Origin of the sequence: Pseudomonas maioricensis, assembly GCF_022790535.1 — a bacterium.
Lineage (GTDB): Bacteria > Pseudomonadota > Gammaproteobacteria > Pseudomonadales > Pseudomonadaceae > Aquipseudomonas > Aquipseudomonas maioricensis.
This window is the reverse complement of record NZ_LOHG01000023.1, coordinates 1-17,016: the sequence shown is the minus strand read 5'-3', so window position 1 is coordinate 17,016 and position 17,016 is coordinate 1. Positions and strand designations below refer to the sequence as shown.

Genomic DNA, 17,016 nt, shown 5'->3' with positions numbered 1-17,016 from the left:
TCATGAGTACCCTGATCGAGGTCCGCGACCTCTCGAAAACCTTCACCCTGCACCAGCAGAATGGCGTTGTACTCAATGTACTGCGCGGCTTGAATTTTGCGGTGCGCGGTGGCGAATGCCTGGTTTTGCATGGCGATTCAGGGGCAGGCAAGAGCACCTTGCTGCGCACTCTGTACGCCAACTATCTGCCTGCCGGTGGCAGCATTCGCGTCCAGCATGGCGGCGAGTGGCTGGAGCTGGTCAATGCACAACCCCGACAAGTGCTGGCCGTACGTCGTCAGACGCTGGGCTACGTCAGCCAGTTCCTGCGAGTAATCCCCAGGGTTTCCAGCCTTGATGTGGTGATGGAGCCTGCACTGGCGCGGGGCTGGTCGAAGGCGGATGCCAAAGCCCGTGCCGAACAACTGCTGACGCGTTTGAACATTCCGCAACGCCTGTGGCAACTGGCGCCCGGGACATTTTCCGGTGGTGAGCAGCAACGGATCAATATTGCCCGGGGCTTCATGGTGCCGTGGCCCGTGCTGTTACTCGATGAACCCACTGCGTCGCTCGACGAAAGCAATCGCCAGGTCGTGCTGGAACTGATGAATGAAGCCAAGAGCGCCGGAGCTGCGTTGATCGGCATCTTCCACGACCGTGCCGCGCGTGAAGCGGTTGCCGACCGTTATCTGGACATGACCCCGGTGGACCTGACCGCCAAGGAGTTGCTGCAATGCTGACCGAACAGATTCTGACCAATGCTCAGGTTGTCACCGCTGATCAGGTGTTCAACGGCACCGTGGTCCTGCGCGACGGGCTTATCGTCGACCTGCAGACCGGGCGCAGCCAGTTGCCTCAGGCCCAGGACTTACAGGGTGATTATCTGCTGCCGGGCCTCGTTGAACTGCACACCGATAACCTCGAAAAGCACCTGTCGCCGCGCCCCGGTGTGGACTGGCCGTCGGCCTCTGCGGTGCTCAGTCATGACGCGCAGATCATTGCATCCGGCATCACCACGGTGTTCGACGCATTGTCTATCGGCGATGTGAACCCCAAGGGCAAGCGCATGCAGCAACTGCCCGCCATGCTGGAGGCCATCGCCAGTGCCAATGCGGCGGGATTGACCCGTGCCGAACACCGTCTGCACTTGCGTTGTGAGGTTTGCCACCCGGACACCTTGAGCGTGTTCCGCGATCTGGTCGAACAGCCATTGGTGCAACTGGTTTCAGTGATGGACCACTCGCCGGGCCAGCGTCAGTTTGCGCTGGAGTCCAAGTACCGCGAGTACTACATGGGCAAATACCACCTGACGACGGCGCAGATGGATGAGTTCATCGTTGAGCAGGTGGCCAATTCCCGTGAATACAGCGACCGTTTCCGCCGTGCCATTGTTGAGGATTGCCTGACGCGCGGGCTGTCGGTCGCCAGTCATGACGACGCGACCCTGGCCCACGTGGAGGAGTCGGCGGGCTATGGCATGAGCATTGCCGAGTTCCCTACGACTATGGAGGCCGCGCAGGGCTGCCGAAGGTTGGGCATGAGCGTGTTGATGGGCGCACCCAATGTGGTACGTGGTGGATCGCACTCGGGTAACGTGGCAGCCGTCGATCTGGCGAAAGAAGGGCTACTGGATATTCTCTCCAGCGACTATTATCCGGCCAGCCTGTTGCAGGCCGCGTTCACGCTGGCCGGGCAGGGCGAGTACTGCACGCTGCCACAGGCGGTGGCAATGGTCAGTCGAGCCCCGGCGGTTTCTGCCGGGCTGGACGATCGTGGGGAGATTCGTGTCGGGTTGCGAGCCGATCTGGTTCACGTCCGGGCTGATCGTGGTCGGGTTGAAGGCGCATTGCCGGTTATTCAGCAGGTCTGGCGACAAGGCAAGAGGGTGTATTGATGGCTGGCAGGTTGATCTATCTCATCGGGCCGTCCGGTTCGGGCAAGGACAGCCTGCTGGACAGCGCACGCGATGAGCTGAACCGGCGCGGTTGCCGGGTTGTACAGCGGGTGATTACTCGTTCGGCGGAAGCCGTGGGCGAGGCGGCTCAGGCGGTGACGGCCGAGCAGTTCATCGCGATGCAGGCTCAGGGCGATTTTGCCTTGAGCTGGCAGGCCAACGGTTTGCATTACGGCATCCCCAGGCAAATTGATGAATGGCTGGGCGAAGGCCTTGATGTGCTGGTCAACGGTTCCCGGGCGCATCTGCCTCAGGCCCGGCAGCGTTATCCCGATTTGCTGGCCATCTTGCTGACGGTCAGTGATGACATCTTGCGTCAGCGCTTGCTGGCCCGTGGCAGAGAAGCGCTGGCTGACATCGAAGCCCGCTTGCAACGCAATTCCAGATTCACCGTGGAATTGCTCGCTGATGATCCTGCGGTGTTCGTGCTGGACAACTCGGGGGCGCTGGCACAAACCACCGAGCGCTTGTTGCAACGCATCGCGCGCGAGCACGCATGCGCCTGACATTGCTGGGCACCGCCGATGCCCGCCAGGTCCCGGTTTACGGCTGCCAGTGCCCGGCCTGTGCGGCGGCGCAGGCCAATCATCAATTAAGGCGCCTGCCGTGCAGTGCCCTGATTGAGTGTGTCGATCAACGCTGGTTGATCGACAGTGGGCTGACCGATCTTGCCGAGCGCTTTGCACCGCACACGCTCAACGGCATTTTGCAGACCCATTACCACGCCGATCACGCGCAGGGCCTGCTGCATCTGCGCTGGGGCCAGGGGCTGATAATCCCCGTGCATGGCCCGCAGGATCCGGAAGGTCTGGCCGATCTGTACAAACATCCGGGGATTCTCGACTTCAGTCAGCCGTTCAGCGCATTCGAAACGCGGCAGCTTGGCACGCTGACGGTCACGGCTATGCCCCTGGTGCATTCCAGACCCACTTTGGGTTATCTGTTGGAGGGAGAGGGCAGGCGTATCGCTTACCTCACGGATACGGTCGGTCTGCCTGACGCGACAGCCGAGTATCTGCAACGTCAGCCACTGGATGTGCTGATTCTCGATTGTTCTATGCCGCCGCAACCTCAAGCGCCACGTAATCACAATGATTTGAACCTTGCGCTACAGGCCATTGAGCAACTGCAGCCGGGTAAAGCGGTGCTGACCCATATCGGGCATACGCTGGACGCATGGTTGATGGTCCATGGGCATGAATTGCCGGAGCACGTGATCGTGGCCCGGGATGGCATGCAGGTGTAATCCTCGAGCACTGCTGGTAAGGCCTGCAATCCTCGAACTTCACTGAAGAAGATCGTTCAAACGTGACATATCGATCATCTGGTCACGGCCATGATGGTCATTTGAACGGGCCGGAGATTTACCAATGAGCAGTCAACCTTACGCTACAACGGCGCCGAGTCGCGCTGAAGTCGATGCCTATACCGGTGCGACGCTGATTCAGTTTGGTACGGACTGGTGCGGCTTCTGCAAAGCCGCCGAGCCGCTGGTCAACAAGGTCTTGGCGGATTATCCCGATGTGCGTCATCTCAAAATCGAAGACGGCAGCGGTCGCCCTCTGGGGCGTTCATTCAGGATCAAACTGTGGCCAACCCTGATCTTCATGCGCGACGGCGTCGAACTGAGTCGCCTGGTGCGACCGGGTAATGTCAGCGATATCGAAGAGGCGTTTGAAGGGATGGTGAGGCAGGGCTGACAGGACAAAATGCTAATAGAGGACCTGTAGGAGCTCACCTAAGTTACGAGGCCAGCGAGGGCGGACTGTCAGGAGAACCGCTATCGCTGCCTCGCGTTGCTCGTGAGCTCCTACAGGCCAATGTTTGCTTCGTTACAGATTGAATGCCGGCTCAGGGGGCTTTTTTAGCCACCCGTCATATTCATGAACCGCACCACCTGGACTTCATCGTTGACGCTGAAGTTATGACTCCAGGGTTTGAGCTGCATGGCGTCGATGATGGCTTTTTCGAGTTTCTCCGGTTGTCCCGGATTAGCCCGCAGTACGGCCTTGAGGTCGGCGGAATGTTCGTTGCCCAGACACAGCAACAGGCGGCCCTCAACAGTCAGTCGCACCCGGTTGCAGGTCGCGCAGAAGTTGTGGCTGTGGGGCGAGATGAAGCCGATACGGATGTCCGGTGCCTCGGCCAGGCGCCAGTAGCGCGAAGGTCCCTGAGTAGACTCGGTGGAATTTATCAGCGTGTAGCGCTCGGCAATACGTTCGCGGACCTGATCACTCGAATAGAAGGACTCGGCCCGGCTGTGGTCGCTGATAATGCCTAGCGGCATCTCCTCAATGAAAGAGATATCCAGCTGGCGGTCGATGGCAAACGCCACCAGATCGTTGATTTCGTGATCGTTGCGACCTTGCATCACTACGCAGTTGAGCTTGGTATGCACGAAGCCCGCCGCGTTGGCGGCATCAATACCGGCGATCACCTTGCTCAGTTCGCCAGTACGGGTCATTTCCTTGAAACGCGCCGGATCAAGGCTGTCCAGGCTGATATTCAGTCGGGAAACTCCGGCGTCGAACAACGGCTGGGCAAGCTTCTCCAACTGCGAACCATTGGTGGTCATGCATAGTTCGCGCAACCCGGGGAGGGCGGCGATCTGTTGGCAGAGACCAACGATCCCGGACCGAACCAACGGCTCACCGCCGGTCAGACGAATCTTGCGCGTGCCCAGTGCGACAAACTGCTCGGCAACCTGGAAAATCTCTTCCAGAGAAAGAATCTGCTGGCGTGGCAGAAACGTCATTTCCTCGGCCATGCAATACACACAACGGAAGTCGCAACGGTCTGTCACTGACATCCGCAGGTAATCGACCTTGCGTGCAAAGCTGTCCATCAGGATACGGTCTGACATTTCCACCTTCTCAACACATTCTCCAACAGTCCTTTAACAGCACTGTTCATGGCAAGTTTCATGCTTTTTGCGAGCGGGCCGTCGATGCTACAGGTTTATCGGCCGATGTCAGCGTTTGGTTATAGGAAACATAGTAAGCCAGTCCTACAAATACCGCTCCACCCACCGCATTGCCGAGGAATACCGCGACAAAGTTCTCTACAAACTGAGTCCAGCTCAGCGCGTCGGCAAAGATAGCGGCAGGAATCAGGAACATATTCGCAACAACGTGCTGAAAACCGATAGCGACGAAGGCCATGACCGGAAACCACATGCCGAGAATCTTACCTGCAACGTCTTTGCTTGCGTAGGACAGCCATACGGCAAGGCACACCAGCCAGTTGCAGCCGATGCCGGAAATAAATGCCTGACCGAAATCGGCATTGACTTTGCCCGTAGCGATAGCGACTGTTTTAGCCAGATAGGGGCCTTCGGTCAATCCCAGCAGGTGACCGAAGAAAAACGCAACAAACAGAGCGCCCAGCAGGTTGGCCAGGGTTACCAGCAGCCAGTTGCGCGCTACGGCTGAAAGCCGAATGCGTCCGGCGAACATGGCCATTGGCAGGCTCATCATGTTGCCGGTCAGCAGTTCACCACCCGCGAGGATCACCAGAATCAGACCAATCGGGAAGACCGCTGCGCCCAACAGGTTGCCAAACGAGGCCCACTGAGCAGGAATCATGGTACTGACGTGAATGTCGAGCAGAAACCCTATGGAAATGAACGCACCCGCCAGAAAACCCAGAATCAGTATTGAAAGGGTGGGGAGGTGAGCCTTTTTCACGCCTGCTTCGACGGTCAGTTCGGCGATCTGTTGCGGGGTATTCACGGACATGGTTCTGGCTCAAGCAGAGTGACGATACGAGGCGCGCGCATAACCACGCGTCGCTGGCAGTCACCAGTCAATAGTAGGGTTCTTTAGCGTCCGGTCTGGTTGCACAACGTGGGGTCAGTCACGCTCGCAGGTTCCTGTGATTCAGAGGCGAGAGGTGCCCGGTCGATAGCAATCAAGCCGGGAATGCCGGGATGGTCTGCGGGGCGCCTGAATTAGTAAGCAAGCTACTGAGTCGAAATGCCGCAGTCCAATCGCTTGTTCCGATGAACTCATCGACATCCTCAATCGTCGCCCTGAAGCCCTTGCAGGTTGCGGCCTGGAGCGTTTTGCTCAGAGGCTTTGCTCATGCGCGAAAGTAAACTCCACCTGCGCACCCTGTCCGTTGCCAATACGTCGGTTGCTGCGTAAAACGCTCGCACCGCAACGTTTCGACAGGGCATCGACCAGATTAAGGATCGATGCGTTACCCGGGCTGATGAAGGCTTTCAAGATGGTTTCGTTGAAGCCTGGGCCGTCGTCACAGAGGCACACGCGAGCAGTGGTCGCGTCGATGGGCGCTATGTGCAGTTCGACGCCGCTGCCCGTACCGTGCTTGATCACGTTATCCAGCAGTTCGTTGAGGATCAGCCCCAGATTCGAGCCCATCTGGAGTGATACATAAACCGGCCGGGTCTGCAGACTCAAGGTGATTGTGCGCTGCTGTTGCGCATTGATGAAACCTTGCGCCAATTCCGGCAGTAACTGAGCCAGATCAACCTGATTGCGGGTATTGCGATGCAGTTGTTCCTGTACCGCGCCCACACCCACAACTCGAGTAATTGCCGATTGCATCAGGGTTCTGGCTTCTTCACTTTGCGCGCGCAGGCTTGAGATTTGCAGCAGGCTAATGATGAGTTGGAGATTGTTTTTGACTCGATGATTGAGTTCAGCGAGCAGCCCTTGCTGGTTTTCGGCCATCTCTCGCTGTTCGGTGATATCAAGGCAACTGCCAAAGTAACCGGCGAATTGTCCGTCACGGTAAAACGGTGCACCGCTGTCCAGCATCCAGCGGTACTGGCCGTCATGACGCCTCACCCTGTAGGGCATTCTGAAGGGCAAGCGTTCATCGAAAGCTTTGTGGTAAGCATTGACGCATTCATCCAGGTCGTCCGGATGTATATCGTCTTTCCAGCCATAACCGCACAGTTGCTGTTGGCTCTTGCCGGTAAAGTCAGTCCAGGGTTTATTGAACCAGTCACATTGCTTGTCGCTTCTGGCTCGCCAGATCATCACCGGCGCGTGGTCGGCCAACTCGCGAAATTCTATTTCCCCCAGCAGCGCCGGCCCGCCTCGCACATCAGGTTCCGGTTTCATGGGGGGCTTACCGTGGATAATCGTGGCGGGGTTTTCTGGAAAATCTCCAGGGCACTATGGGCAGGCAGCGCGGCGAGTGACTGCCCTTCCAGCAACGCACCTGCAACCTTTGCACAAAAGGTCAGGTCTTGCGGAGCATAGGGCTTGCGCAATAGACCAAGCGCTGCATCCGCATTGGCACGCGCGGCGAGAATCTGCCCGCTGATGAACATCGAACTGATGCCATGCTCGTTCAGAAGGCTGCGAGCCAGCGCAATACCTTCGTCGTGGCCGCCCAGATTGATATCGATGAACGCCACATCAGCTTGCTGCTCACCCGCTAGCTGCAGCGCGTGGGATACATCATGGGCAGGGCCGATGACTTCATGTTCTGTACCCAGCGTGGCAACGGCGATCATTGCCAGTACAGGATCATCTTCTATCAGGAGGATGCGCATTTTTTAATTCCTGCCTTTTAATCGATAGACGCAAACGAGGGCGCTGAAGTAGCCGGTTACGTCGCGAGGCAAAGAGCTTTTATTTCATGCAAATGCACGTCATGAAGGTTGGGCTACCCCGTATCTGAATGGTTCAGAAAAGGTTCAAAAAACATCCAAACGGGTGAAGATTATGATTTTTCGTTCGCAATGCTGCGTTCGTATCGCTCCAGAAGTGGCTGGATGCTGACCCCGTGCAACAAGATGCTAAGGGCCACTACCGATAGCGTGAGGCCGATGCTGGCGTGCGCCACGTCTTTCGGCAGCCCGTGACCAAGGGCAAAGCACAAGTAGAAAAGGCTGCCGATGCCTCGAATGCCAAACCAGCCGACCAGTGCTTTCTGCCGCTTGTTGAGCAAGCGACGGCTGATCAGCAGCCATACGGCAACGGGTCTGATGACGCAAAACAGTGCCAGGCCCAAACCTATCGCACGCCAATCCCAATACAGGGCAAGGGAGGCACCGAGCAGGGTGATCAACAGTACTTCCATCGACCGCTCGACAAGGCTGCCAAACGCCAGCATGTCTCCCATCATGACGCCAGCAGCCAGTTGCGACTCACTCAAATCCTCTTTCTCGGCAACAGTCGCACGTTCGACACTGCCGCTCATGTGCCCGATGACAGGTTGGGCCAGATGCTCGGCGGGCACTTCGGACTGAGTGATCCGGGCCTCTGCCTGGCGTAAGCCCAGGCCTGCAGCAAACACTGACAGGAATCCGAATGCACCCAAGCCGTTGGCCACTACATAAGAGATGGCAATCAGCGCCAGGGCCAGAAAGTCATTGGGAGACGTGTCGCTGTCGGCATTCTTGATGCGTAGGTAGATCATCAAATGCCCGACACCCCGGCCCAGCCCATAGCCAATCAGCAACCCCACTGGGACGCCCCACAGCAGGTTCTTGATCGCCCAGTGCTGAACCCAGTTCATATCACCGGCACCATGGGTCAAAAACAACAGGGCGAAGATCACGAATGGAAAGGCCGTTCCGTCGTTGAGGCCTGCCTCTCCGGACAGCCCAAAGCGCAGGCGGTCGGAGTCCTGTGCGCTGTTGACCTGCACCAGCGAGGCGAGGACCGGGTCGGTAGGCGAGAGCATGGCACCCAGCAGGATTGAAATCCCCCAGGACAAACCGAACAGGTAATGTGCCGCCATGGCGGTACCGGCGATGGTCACCAGCATGACGGGCCCGGCCAGCCAGTAGGCGGAGCGCCAAGCCTTGCTGGTCAACGGCAAACGGAGCTTGATCCCGGTACTGAACAGCGAAAACAGCACGGCAACTTCAGTCAGTCGCTCCAGCCAGCCTGAGGCTTGCTGGAAGTCCAGGTTAAGCATGTCCAGCCCGGCTGGACCGATCGCAAAGCCAAATGCCAGGCAGACTGCGGAGGTGGTGACGGGCAGCCAGCGCAAATAGGAAGAAGTCAGCGCGAGCATCATCAGCAACGCGCCTAGTACAGTCATGCAAAGAATGAAGCTCATCCGGCCTGAAGTCTCACAACGGGGCCTCGCAAATACGAGGCGATAAGGTTGTGACTGCTCAGGGTCGGGATAGTTGAAACATTTGGTATTAAGGTCGTTAACGCTTTATTTCACGGGCAAGCACAGTCCTGTAGGAACTCCGAGATTACGAGGCCAGCGGTTGCAGAGTGTCAGACAGAACGCGATCGCTGGCCTCGTAACCTCGGTGAGCTTCTACAGGGACGAGGGGGTGGGCGTTTTAGTTACCGCTCCACCGTCCTGTTCCAGCGCGCATTCCATTCCGGGCGTGTCAGGTTGACCTGATCCCAGTCGATGGTCACTGCCGTTTCCAGGTATTTGTTCATCGCCTCAACCTGGCCGCGGGTCTTGTCCGTGGTCGGGGTTTTTGGGTTGGACGGGATCTGGTCACCAAACTCCAGCGCGGGCGCTTGGGCCTCTGGAGTCAACAGATAAGCGGCGAGTTTCTGCGCCAATTCCGGCTGATCGTTTTTGGCGATTGCACACTCGGCCACGTTCAGCACCACGCCGCCTTCTTTAGGGGGCGCGTACTCCACCGGCACGCCCTTGATTTTCAGTGCGGTGACCTGAGTTGGCGTGAGCGGGAACAACGCGGCTTCGCCGGTCTGCACCATCTCGGAAATCTTCGCCGAGCTGGCGATGTATTCCAGCACGTTAGGGCCAACGGTTTTCGGCCATGCCTTGAAGCCTGGCTCGACATCTGTTTCGCTGCCGCCCTGAATGCGGTTAAACATCAGGAAGCCATGCAGGCCGAAAGTAGAGGAGGCCATGGACTGGAACACGACCTTCTCCTTGAATTTCTTGTCCGCCAGATCCATCCACGAGGTCGGTGCTGCCCAGCCGTTTTCCTTGAACATTTTCGTGTTGTAGGCCAGCCCGGTGACACCGAGGCTCACCGCTGCCGCTTCGTCTTTGATCTTCGCCTTGGCAGGCAGATCAGCCAGCGACGGGCTTGGCTGCAGTTTGTCACACAGGCCCATGGAGATCGCCCGGTACATGATCCCGTCATCGAGGAACATCACGTGCATTTGCGGGTTGTCTTTGCTCGCCTGAACCTTGGCGAGAATGTCCGAAGACGTTCCCGGCACGATCACGACTTTGACGTTATTGGCCTTCTCGAAAGCAGGCAGGACCTGATCGGCATACAAGCGCTCCATCGTCCCGCCGTTCATGCCCAGATAAAGGGTGGTGGCGGCCTGGACCGGGGAAGAGGCGAGCATCACCGCGAGGGGCAGGCACGACAAGCCGGTAAATGCGATACGTTTTGCGTTCTTCATTGCAGCGACCTTCCTCTGTGCAAAGGGATGAAATCAATGGTTAACGGTTTTACAGGTTTGGGCAGTCTGTTGAAAACGGCGGATGGAAAATGCTTCCAGGGAAATCGTCGACTGACCGGTGCATACCCATTCGGCAAGGGCCTCACCCGCAGCCGGGCCAATCTGAAAACCAGAGCCTGCAAAACCGAAGCCATGCAGCAGGCCAGGTTGCAGGAGGCTAGGGCCGAGCACCGGTTCGCGATCCGGTAAATACCCTTCGGTGCCACTCCAGGTACGAATCGCCTGTGCACCGGCCAGCGGCGGATACAGCTCCACCGCGTTGCGCAGGATATCGACCACGGCTGCGTGCCCCGGCCTGGCGCGGGTCGGGTCCAGGGCAAAGCCCTGGCCGCCGCCCAGCACACAATTGCCTCGGGCGACTTGCCGGGCGTAGATACCACCGCCCTCGACACCCGTGCTGACGTCCATGAACATCGGCAGCGGCTCAGTGACCAGCATGGCCGGGTGGCCAGAGACCATCGGCACCGGTTCGCCGAATTGCGCCGCCAGATCGCTGGCCCATGCGCCTGCACAGTTGAGCAGCCAGGGTGCACGCAGGTTCAGGCCGTCGGCGGTGCGCACCACGAAGGCTCCGCCGTCATGATTGACGTCTACGACCCTGGCTTGCTCATGGATGTGTGCACCCGCCTTGCGGGCGGCGCGGGCGAATGCCGGAGAGACCAGCCGCGGGTTGGCATGACCATCTTCGGCGCAAAACGAGGCACCCACTGCAACATCACCCGCCCAGGCAAAGCGTGCCCTTAACTGCTCGCGATCGAGCAATTGCAGGTCCAGCCCAAAGCCACGGCTGGCATCGGCGTAGGCTCGCAGCGCATCCATATCCTTGTCACTGCGGGCCAGTTTCAGGTGCCCTGAGCGCAGGTATTCGCCATCGATGCCAATCAGCTCGCGCAAGCCGCTCCAGATGCCATGGGCGCGCTGCGATAACGGCAACTGGCTCAGCGGGCGACCCTGACGCCGCACGCCACCGTAGTTGACGCCGCTGGAATGCGAACCGCAGAAATCGCGCTCCAGCAACGTCACGCGTTTGCCCTTCAAGGCCAGAAACAAAGCCGCTGATGCGCCGACAATGCCACCGCCAATGATCAGCGCATCGCTTTCGATGATTGCGCTCATGACGACGTCTCCACACCAAATGGCAACGGTTTGATAGGGGCCTGTCCGCGCAGCCGACCGACGCTTTGCAGGTCTCGGCCGCTGCATTGGGCGACGAGTTCCGCTGCCGCCAGCCCGCACATCCGACCCTGGCAACGGCCCATGCCGACCCGGCACATGGCTTTGACCCGGTTGATCTCCCAATGGCCTTCGTTGACCACGGTACGGATATCGCCTGCACTGATTTCCTCACAACGACAGATGATCGTTTCGTCCGGGACTTTCTTGGCCCAGTCAGTGGGGAAGGGGAATGCAGTTTCCAGCCCGTGACGAAAGCGCGTGATCTGCTCCAGCGTGTGCTTCAAGTGTTCGCTGCGGGCTTTGTCGACGACCAGGCCGCTGTCCTCCAGCAGGGTGAGGGCGGCCAGTTCGCCGGCCATTTCTGCAGCGTCAGCACCCATGATGCCCGCACCGTCACCGGCCAGATAAACGCCTGCGACAGTGCTACGCCCAGCGTCATCACGGGTGGGCAGCCATGCACGATTGAGCTTGCTCCATTGAAACTCGCAGCCGATCAGGTCAGCCAGTTGTGTTTCGCTGCGCAACGCATGGGCGAAAGCCACGGCATCGCACTCCAGTTGTTGCACTGCACCACTGCCTTGCCACTGCACGCTATTGACGCGCTTCTCGCCTTCGATACGTTGCAAGGTCGCGCCCTGATGCACGGCAATGCCATGAGCCGTCAGCCAGGCGCGGTAGTACAACCCTTTAGCGAGGGTCAGCGGCTGCCCCAGTAGTGCGGGCAGTGCCCGGCACTGGGCGGAAAAGGGCGCGCTGTCCAGGACGGCGACAACGTCGGCCCCGGCCTTGGCGTATTGGTAAGCGACCAGATACAAGAGCGGACCGCTCCCGGCAAACACCACTTTTTCGCCGATGGCGCAGCCCTGATATTTCAAAGCGATCTGTGCCGCGCCCAGGCTGTACACACCTGGCAACGTCCAGCCAGGTACAGGCAGGATACGGTCGGTTGCGCCCGTCGCGATGATCAAGTGGCTGTAGTCGATGCTCCCGGCGCGGTTTTCCTGCAAGGTGTCGAGTCGCTGTTCTTCAGCGTTCCACACCAGTGTTTGTGGGCGATAGTCGATGTGCTTCGCCAGTTCGTCGAGGGTCTGATGCACGGCGACGGCTTTGCCCGCCTCAAAGCCATACAGCGCTTTGGGTTCACGTCGGAAGTTCTCGGGCTGACGGCGATAAATCTGTCCGCCGCCTCGCAGGCCCTCATCCAGCAAACACGCCTTTACGCCATGAGCATGCAGGGTTTGCGCAGCACGAATACCCGCAGGACCTGCGCCGACGATCACCACCGATTGTGCGGTATGGGTATTCATGGCTGCCGTCCCGGATCACGGCTGACGATTTGCCCACCTTCGAGCAATGTTGAGCAGGCGCGTACCCGACGACCATCGCCAAGGCGCACCCAGCAATCCTGACACGCGCCCATCATGCAGAAACCGGCGCGAGGCTCGGCACTGAAGTCGCTGCCGCGCAGGTGTTCGCTGCTGGTCAATACCGCCGTGAGCAGGGTATCGCCCTGCAAACCGCTGGCAGGCTGGCCGTCGAGGGTGAAGGCCAGCGCCGGACGGTCGTGTTCGACCAAACGTTTGAGCAATGCCATGAGGTTCGCGCTCCAGGCCTCAGGTTAATGTTTGCCGACCAGCACCCGATCCAGGCCATAAACCCGGTCGAGGATGATCATGGTGGCGGCGGTCAACGCGATGACCAGCGCGGAAACGGCGGCCATCATCGGATCGATGGACTCCGTGGCGTAGACGTACATGCGCACCGGCAGGGTCTGGGTCGAAGGCGAGGTGACGAAGATCGACAGCGTGACTTCGTCGAAGCTATTGATGAACGCCAGCAACCAGCCACCGGCCACGCCAGGCAGAATCATCGGCAAGGTGATTTTGCGGAACAGCGTGAAGCGGCTGGCGCCCAGTGACTCAGCGGCCTGTTCGGCGCTGCGGTCGATGCCGATGGCTGCGGCAATCACCAGGCGCAAGACATACGGCGTAATGATCACCACGTGGGCGAGGGTCAGCCAGAAGAAGCTGCCGTTGACGCCCATCAGGGCAAAGAGGCGCAGCATCGCCACGCCCAATACCAGATGCGGAATGATGATCGGCGAGAGGAACAATCCATTGAGAAAGTTGCGCCCCGGAAACTGGTGACGGGTGATCGCCAGTGCTGCGGGTACGGCAATAATCGTCGCCAGTGTGGCGGCGACAAAGGCCAGAATCAGGCTGTTGTAGAACGAATCGATGAAGTCGGCGCGCTCGAAAATCGCCCGGAACCAGCGCAGGGAAAAGCCTGAAGTCGGCAGGCTGAGGGTGTTCTCCGGTGTAAACGCCACTAGACAGACCACCACCAGCGGGGCGAGCATGAACACCACGACCAGGGCGTGAAACGACAGGGCCAAAGGACCGTTTTTAGACATGGCTCATTCCCCCAGGGTTTTCTTGTAACGGCCTTCGACCATGCGGTTCCAGGACAGCATGACCAGCAGGTTGACCAGCAACAGCGCCACTGCAATGGTCGCGCCCATGGGCCAGTTCAGCTCCGAGAGGTATTGGTCGTAGACCACCGTGGCAACCATCTTCAGGCGGCGTCCGCCGAGCAGGCCGGGGATGGCGAAAGAACTGGCCGACAAGCCAAACACAATCAGCGTGCCGGACAACACGCCAGGCATGACTTGAGGCAATACCACCAGACGCATCACTTTGGCCTGACTGGCCCCGAGGGACAGCGCGGCCTGTTCAGCAGCAGGGTCGAGCTTCTGCAGTGAGGTCCAGATCGGAATGATCATGAACGGCAGCATCACGTGCACCAGTGCAATGATCACTGCGAAAGGCGTGTAGAGCATTTTGATCGGTTGGCCGCCCAGCGCCTGGATAGCTTGGTTGATCAGGCCGTCAGCACCCAGCAACAGGCTCCAGCCAAAGGCACGCACCACTACGGAAATCAGCAACGGCGTGAGGATCAGAATCAGAAAGATCGAACGCCATGGCGTGCCCATGCGGCTCAGAATGTAAGCCTCGGGGACGCCGATGACCACGCAGAGCAGCGTCACCAGTGCACTGATCCAGAAGGTGCGCAGGAAGATTTCGTAGAAGTACGAATCGGTCAGTACTTCGCCATAGTTGGCCAGGGTGTAAGAATCGCTTTTGACCCCGACTTCATAGTCGAACACGTTGAACGACAGGATCAGGGTCAAGGCCAGCGGGACCAGCAACAAGCAGGTGAACATCACCAACGCCGGTGCCGAGAGTAGATAGCCGCGGCCACCTCGGCGCATATCACTGAGCAGGCTCATGGGTGCACCTCGTCGGCATCCAGTACGCGCAGCAATCCGGCTTGCCAGTCCATGCCCACTGCGGTGCCTTCTTCCATCGGCGCGTCGCCGTCGTTGCGACGGACCACGGTCAACTCGCCGATGGCGGTTTCGATGCGATACAGCCATTGGCTGCCGAGGAAGTAACGGGTCACCACCTTGCCTTGCAAGCGCCCGGTACCGGCAGCCACCAGATCGATTTTTTCCGGGCGCAAGCTCAAGGTTAACGCGCCGTCGCCAGGCACCTGGCGTACTTGCGCAGCGCCTTCGCTGTCCAGATCACCGGGCAGCATGTTGGCCTTGCCAACAAAGCCGGAAATGAACCGGGTGCGTGGATGTTCGTAAAGCTTGTAGGGTTCGTCGATCTGGGTGATGCGCCCGGCCTGCATGACCACCACGCGATCGCTGATCGAGAGCGCTTCCGCCTGATCGTGAGTCACCATCAAGGTGGTAATGCCGACTTCGCGCTGAATGCGACGAATCTCGAACTGCATCTCTTCGCGCAAGTTGGCGTCAAGGTTGGACAGCGGTTCATCAAGCAGTAATACCGGCGGCTCGATCACCAGCGCCCGCGCCAGGGCAACCCGTTGCCGTTGACCGCCCGACAGCTCGCGCGGGTAACGCTGCGCATGCTGGCTCAGACGCACCAACTCCAGCACGGTTGTCACACGGCGCTGAATATCTGCGGCCGGCACCTTACGCATGCGCAGGCCAAAGGCGACGTTGTCGGCAACGCTCATGTGCGGGAAGAGGGCGTAACTCTGGAACACCACTCCCAAACCGCGGCTGCTGGGTTTGGCATGGGTGATATCGCGGCCATCAAGAATGATGCGACCATCGCTGACCTCAACGAAGCCGGCGATCATTTGCAGGGTAGTGGTCTTGCCGCAGCCGGACGGGCCCAGCAGAGAAACGAATTCGCCTTTCTCCACCGCCAGATTCGTGGCGACCACGGCGTCGATACTGCCGTAGCGTTTGGAGAGACCTTCAAGCTGCAAAAAAGCCATAGCTGCGTTCCACCTTTTCATCACGCACAGCGTTGCGGTGCGTTTTTGTTATGGGCAGATGCGAAATGAAATCTTGCAGTTGCTGTGGACGTTGGTGCTCGCTCTGAGTCGGCTACCAGGTTTTGTTCAAATCGCCCTGTGGACTGAGATTAAGACGAAGACTAGGATGGGCGAAAGGGTGAATTTCACTGGATGGTATATTTCTTTCAGTTCTTTCGTTCAATGAATTAGTTATCGATAAGTGATCATATGAATTCCACTGAGCGGAATGAAAATCCCAAGGATACCGGCGTCGGGGCAGTATCGCGGCTGTTTGCAGTGCTCCGCTGCCTGGGTGATTGCTCCGAGGATGGCGAGCGCGTTACTCAACTCGCCCAGCAAGTCGGCCTCTCGCAACCTACGACTCACCGTCTGCTGCGCAGCCTGATGGATGAAGGCATGGTCGAGCAGGACCAGCGCAGTAAACGCTATCGCCTGAGCATCGAGTTCTTCGCCTTGGCCGCCAAAGCAGGCAAGACCAGCAACCTGCGCGATGTGGTGCGCCCGAGCATGTTGCGTCTTTCGGCCTCTTTGGGGGATTCACTGTTCCTGCTGGCGCGCAGTGGCTTCGATGCAGTCTGCCTGGATCGCAGCGAAGGCCCTTATCCGATACGCACCTTTACTGGCGACATCGGTGGTCGTGTCGCATTGGGCGTGGGGCAGGGCAGCCTCGCGATACTTGCTTATCTGCCGGAAGAAGAGCGCGACACGGTGATCCGCTATAACCTGCCACGCCTCAAGGATTTTCACCTTTACGACGAAGTATTCCTGCGCTCCGAAGTGGAAAACGTCCGCCGCCTCGGCTACGCCGCCCGCAACACCGGCGCACTGCCGGGTATGGCTGGTCTTGCGGTGCCGATCTTTGACCGCGAAGGCCGCTCGGTCGCAGCCCTCAGCGTCGCCACCATCAGCGACCGGCTTGGCCCCGACCGGTTACTGACCGTGGTGGAGCTGCTCAAGCGTGAAGCGGCGGTTATCAGCGCCAGGATCAACCCGTTTGACCCGACATTGCGACGGCCCAGTCAGGTGTTTGGGCAGGTGGATTGATCGGGTCGCCATCGCAGCCTTCGGCAGCTCCTACGAATTGTCTGTTTGCTGCGCGACGTACGCCTGACCCGCCTTCCCGGATAAATCCGGTCCCACGTCCTCCATATC

General features: G+C 59.0%; 17 protein-coding genes and 1 pseudogene. 6 read left to right on the top strand and 12 right to left on the bottom strand.

Annotation, left to right across the window (positions count from 1 at the left end; all coding sequences use genetic code 11):
* The first annotated feature begins 2 nt into the window (after nucleotides 1-2).
* From phnL to AUC61_RS23720, 5 genes are all read left to right on the top strand, one after another.
* Nucleotides 3-719 (top strand): phosphonate C-P lyase system protein PhnL, encoded by a 717-nt coding sequence (phnL, locus tag AUC61_RS23740; RefSeq protein WP_243248607.1) that lies wholly within the window; start codon nucleotides 3-5, stop codon nucleotides 717-719.
* Complete coding sequence (locus tag AUC61_RS23735) at nucleotides 713-1,873, top strand: alpha-D-ribose 1-methylphosphonate 5-triphosphate diphosphatase (RefSeq protein ID WP_243248606.1); 1,161 nt, start codon at nucleotides 713-715, stop codon at nucleotides 1,871-1,873. Before phnL ends, AUC61_RS23735 begins: the two co-directional genes overlap by 7 nt.
* Entirely contained in the window at nucleotides 1,873-2,439 is a 567-nt protein-coding gene (gene phnN / locus AUC61_RS23730) for a phosphonate metabolism protein/1,5-bisphosphokinase (PRPP-forming) PhnN (RefSeq protein ID WP_243248605.1), read from the top strand. The genes AUC61_RS23735 and phnN overlap by 1 nt, the downstream gene beginning before the upstream one ends.
* Entirely contained in the window at nucleotides 2,430-3,179 is a 750-nt protein-coding gene (phnP, locus tag AUC61_RS23725; RefSeq protein WP_243248604.1) for a phosphonate metabolism protein PhnP, read from the top strand. Before phnN ends, phnP begins: the two co-directional genes overlap by 10 nt.
* Before the next feature lie 124 nt (nucleotides 3,180-3,303).
* Complete coding sequence (locus tag AUC61_RS23720) at nucleotides 3,304-3,633, top strand: thioredoxin family protein (RefSeq protein ID WP_243248603.1); 330 nt, start codon at nucleotides 3,304-3,306, stop codon at nucleotides 3,631-3,633.
* Between the two features lie 164 nt (nucleotides 3,634-3,797).
* Here the strand turns inward: AUC61_RS23720 and moaA are convergent, their stop codons facing one another.
* From moaA to AUC61_RS23660, 12 genes and pseudogenes are all read right to left on the bottom strand, one after another.
* Nucleotides 3,798-4,796: a GTP 3',8-cyclase MoaA gene (moaA, locus tag AUC61_RS23715; RefSeq protein ID WP_243248602.1), complete on the bottom strand. Its 999-nt coding sequence runs from the start codon at nucleotides 4,794-4,796 to the stop codon at nucleotides 3,798-3,800.
* Nucleotides 4,797-4,854: 58 nt separating this feature from the next.
* Nucleotides 4,855-5,670 carry a formate/nitrite transporter family protein gene (locus AUC61_RS23710; protein WP_243248601.1) on the bottom strand — a complete coding sequence of 272 codons (816 nt, stop codon included), beginning with the start codon at nucleotides 5,668-5,670 and terminating at the stop codon, nucleotides 4,855-4,857.
* A gap of 330 nt (nucleotides 5,671-6,000) precedes the next feature.
* Nucleotides 6,001-7,023 (bottom strand): sensor histidine kinase, encoded by a 1,023-nt coding sequence (locus tag AUC61_RS23705; RefSeq protein WP_243248600.1) that lies wholly within the window; start codon nucleotides 7,021-7,023, stop codon nucleotides 6,001-6,003.
* Nucleotides 7,020-7,460 (bottom strand): response regulator, encoded by a 441-nt coding sequence (locus AUC61_RS23700; RefSeq protein WP_243248599.1) that lies wholly within the window; start codon nucleotides 7,458-7,460, stop codon nucleotides 7,020-7,022. Before AUC61_RS23700 ends, AUC61_RS23705 begins: the two co-directional genes overlap by 4 nt.
* 170 nt (nucleotides 7,461-7,630) lie before the next feature.
* Nucleotides 7,631-8,977, bottom strand: coding sequence for a cation:proton antiporter (locus AUC61_RS23695; protein ID WP_243248598.1), 1,347 nt, complete (start codon nucleotides 8,975-8,977; stop codon nucleotides 7,631-7,633).
* 242 nt (nucleotides 8,978-9,219) lie between these two features.
* Nucleotides 9,220-10,272, bottom strand: coding sequence for an ABC transporter substrate-binding protein (locus AUC61_RS23690; RefSeq protein WP_243248597.1), 1,053 nt, complete (start codon nucleotides 10,270-10,272; stop codon nucleotides 9,220-9,222).
* Nucleotides 10,269-11,448 (bottom strand): annotated as a pseudogene (locus tag AUC61_RS23685) (NAD(P)/FAD-dependent oxidoreductase). Before AUC61_RS23685 ends, AUC61_RS23690 begins: the two are co-directional and overlap by 4 nt.
* Entirely contained in the window at nucleotides 11,445-12,815 is a 1,371-nt protein-coding gene (locus tag AUC61_RS23680; RefSeq protein ID WP_243248596.1) for an FAD/NAD(P)-dependent oxidoreductase, read from the bottom strand. The pseudogene AUC61_RS23685 and the gene AUC61_RS23680 overlap by 4 nt, the downstream one beginning before the upstream one ends.
* Complete coding sequence (locus AUC61_RS23675) at nucleotides 12,812-13,102, bottom strand: (2Fe-2S)-binding protein (RefSeq protein ID WP_243248595.1); 291 nt, start codon at nucleotides 13,100-13,102, stop codon at nucleotides 12,812-12,814. The genes AUC61_RS23680 and AUC61_RS23675 overlap by 4 nt, the downstream gene beginning before the upstream one ends.
* Nucleotides 13,103-13,126: 24 nt before the next feature.
* Nucleotides 13,127-13,921, bottom strand: a complete 795-nt coding sequence (locus tag AUC61_RS23670) for an ABC transporter permease (RefSeq protein ID WP_027901476.1) — start codon at nucleotides 13,919-13,921, stop codon at nucleotides 13,127-13,129.
* Between the two features lie 3 nt (nucleotides 13,922-13,924).
* Nucleotides 13,925-14,797, bottom strand: coding sequence for an ABC transporter permease (locus AUC61_RS23665; RefSeq protein WP_243248594.1), 873 nt, complete (start codon nucleotides 14,795-14,797; stop codon nucleotides 13,925-13,927).
* A complete protein-coding gene (locus tag AUC61_RS23660; RefSeq protein ID WP_243248593.1) occupies nucleotides 14,794-15,822 on the bottom strand; it encodes an ABC transporter ATP-binding protein in 1,029 nt (342 codons plus the stop codon). Before AUC61_RS23660 ends, AUC61_RS23665 begins: the two co-directional genes overlap by 4 nt.
* 249 nt (nucleotides 15,823-16,071) lie before the next feature.
* On the opposite strand from AUC61_RS23660, the gene AUC61_RS23655 reads away from it, so the two are divergent.
* Nucleotides 16,072-16,908: an IclR family transcriptional regulator gene (locus AUC61_RS23655; protein WP_122662110.1), complete on the top strand. Its 837-nt coding sequence runs from the start codon at nucleotides 16,072-16,074 to the stop codon at nucleotides 16,906-16,908.
* Nucleotides 16,909-17,016: the final 108 nt, after the last annotated feature.

Bases quoted from the DNA above. Each gene is read 5' to 3' on its own strand.
- phnL (WP_243248607.1), top strand. From the start codon at position 3: ATGAGTACCCTGATCGAGGTCCGCGACCTCTCGAAAACCTTCACCCTG.
- AUC61_RS23735 (WP_243248606.1), top strand. From the start codon at position 713: ATGCTGACCGAACAGATTCTGACCAATGCTCAGGTTGTCACCGCTGAT.
- phnN (WP_243248605.1), top strand. From the start codon at position 1,873: ATGGCTGGCAGGTTGATCTATCTCATCGGGCCGTCCGGTTCGGGCAAG.
- phnP (WP_243248604.1), top strand. From the start codon at position 2,430: ATGCGCCTGACATTGCTGGGCACCGCCGATGCCCGCCAGGTCCCGGTT.
- AUC61_RS23720 (WP_243248603.1), top strand. From the start codon at position 3,304: ATGAGCAGTCAACCTTACGCTACAACGGCGCCGAGTCGCGCTGAAGTC.
- moaA (WP_243248602.1), bottom strand. From the start codon at position 4,796: ATGTCAGACCGTATCCTGATGGACAGCTTTGCACGCAAGGTCGATTAC.
- AUC61_RS23710 (WP_243248601.1), bottom strand. From the start codon at position 5,670: ATGTCCGTGAATACCCCGCAACAGATCGCCGAACTGACCGTCGAAGCA.
- AUC61_RS23705 (WP_243248600.1), bottom strand. From the start codon at position 7,023: ATGAAACCGGAACCTGATGTGCGAGGCGGGCCGGCGCTGCTGGGGGAA.
- AUC61_RS23700 (WP_243248599.1), bottom strand. From the start codon at position 7,460: ATGCGCATCCTCCTGATAGAAGATGATCCTGTACTGGCAATGATCGCC.
- AUC61_RS23695 (WP_243248598.1), bottom strand. From the start codon at position 8,977: ATGAGCTTCATTCTTTGCATGACTGTACTAGGCGCGTTGCTGATGATG.
- AUC61_RS23690 (WP_243248597.1), bottom strand. From the start codon at position 10,272: ATGAAGAACGCAAAACGTATCGCATTTACCGGCTTGTCGTGCCTGCCC.
- AUC61_RS23680 (WP_243248596.1), bottom strand. From the start codon at position 12,815: ATGAATACCCATACCGCACAATCGGTGGTGATCGTCGGCGCAGGTCCT.
- AUC61_RS23675 (WP_243248595.1), bottom strand. From the start codon at position 13,102: ATGGCATTGCTCAAACGTTTGGTCGAACACGACCGTCCGGCGCTGGCC.
- AUC61_RS23670 (WP_027901476.1), bottom strand. From the start codon at position 13,921: ATGTCTAAAAACGGTCCTTTGGCCCTGTCGTTTCACGCCCTGGTCGTG.
- AUC61_RS23665 (WP_243248594.1), bottom strand. From the start codon at position 14,797: ATGAGCCTGCTCAGTGATATGCGCCGAGGTGGCCGCGGCTATCTACTC.
- AUC61_RS23660 (WP_243248593.1), bottom strand. From the start codon at position 15,822: ATGGCTTTTTTGCAGCTTGAAGGTCTCTCCAAACGCTACGGCAGTATC.
- AUC61_RS23655 (WP_122662110.1), top strand. From the start codon at position 16,072: ATGAATTCCACTGAGCGGAATGAAAATCCCAAGGATACCGGCGTCGGG.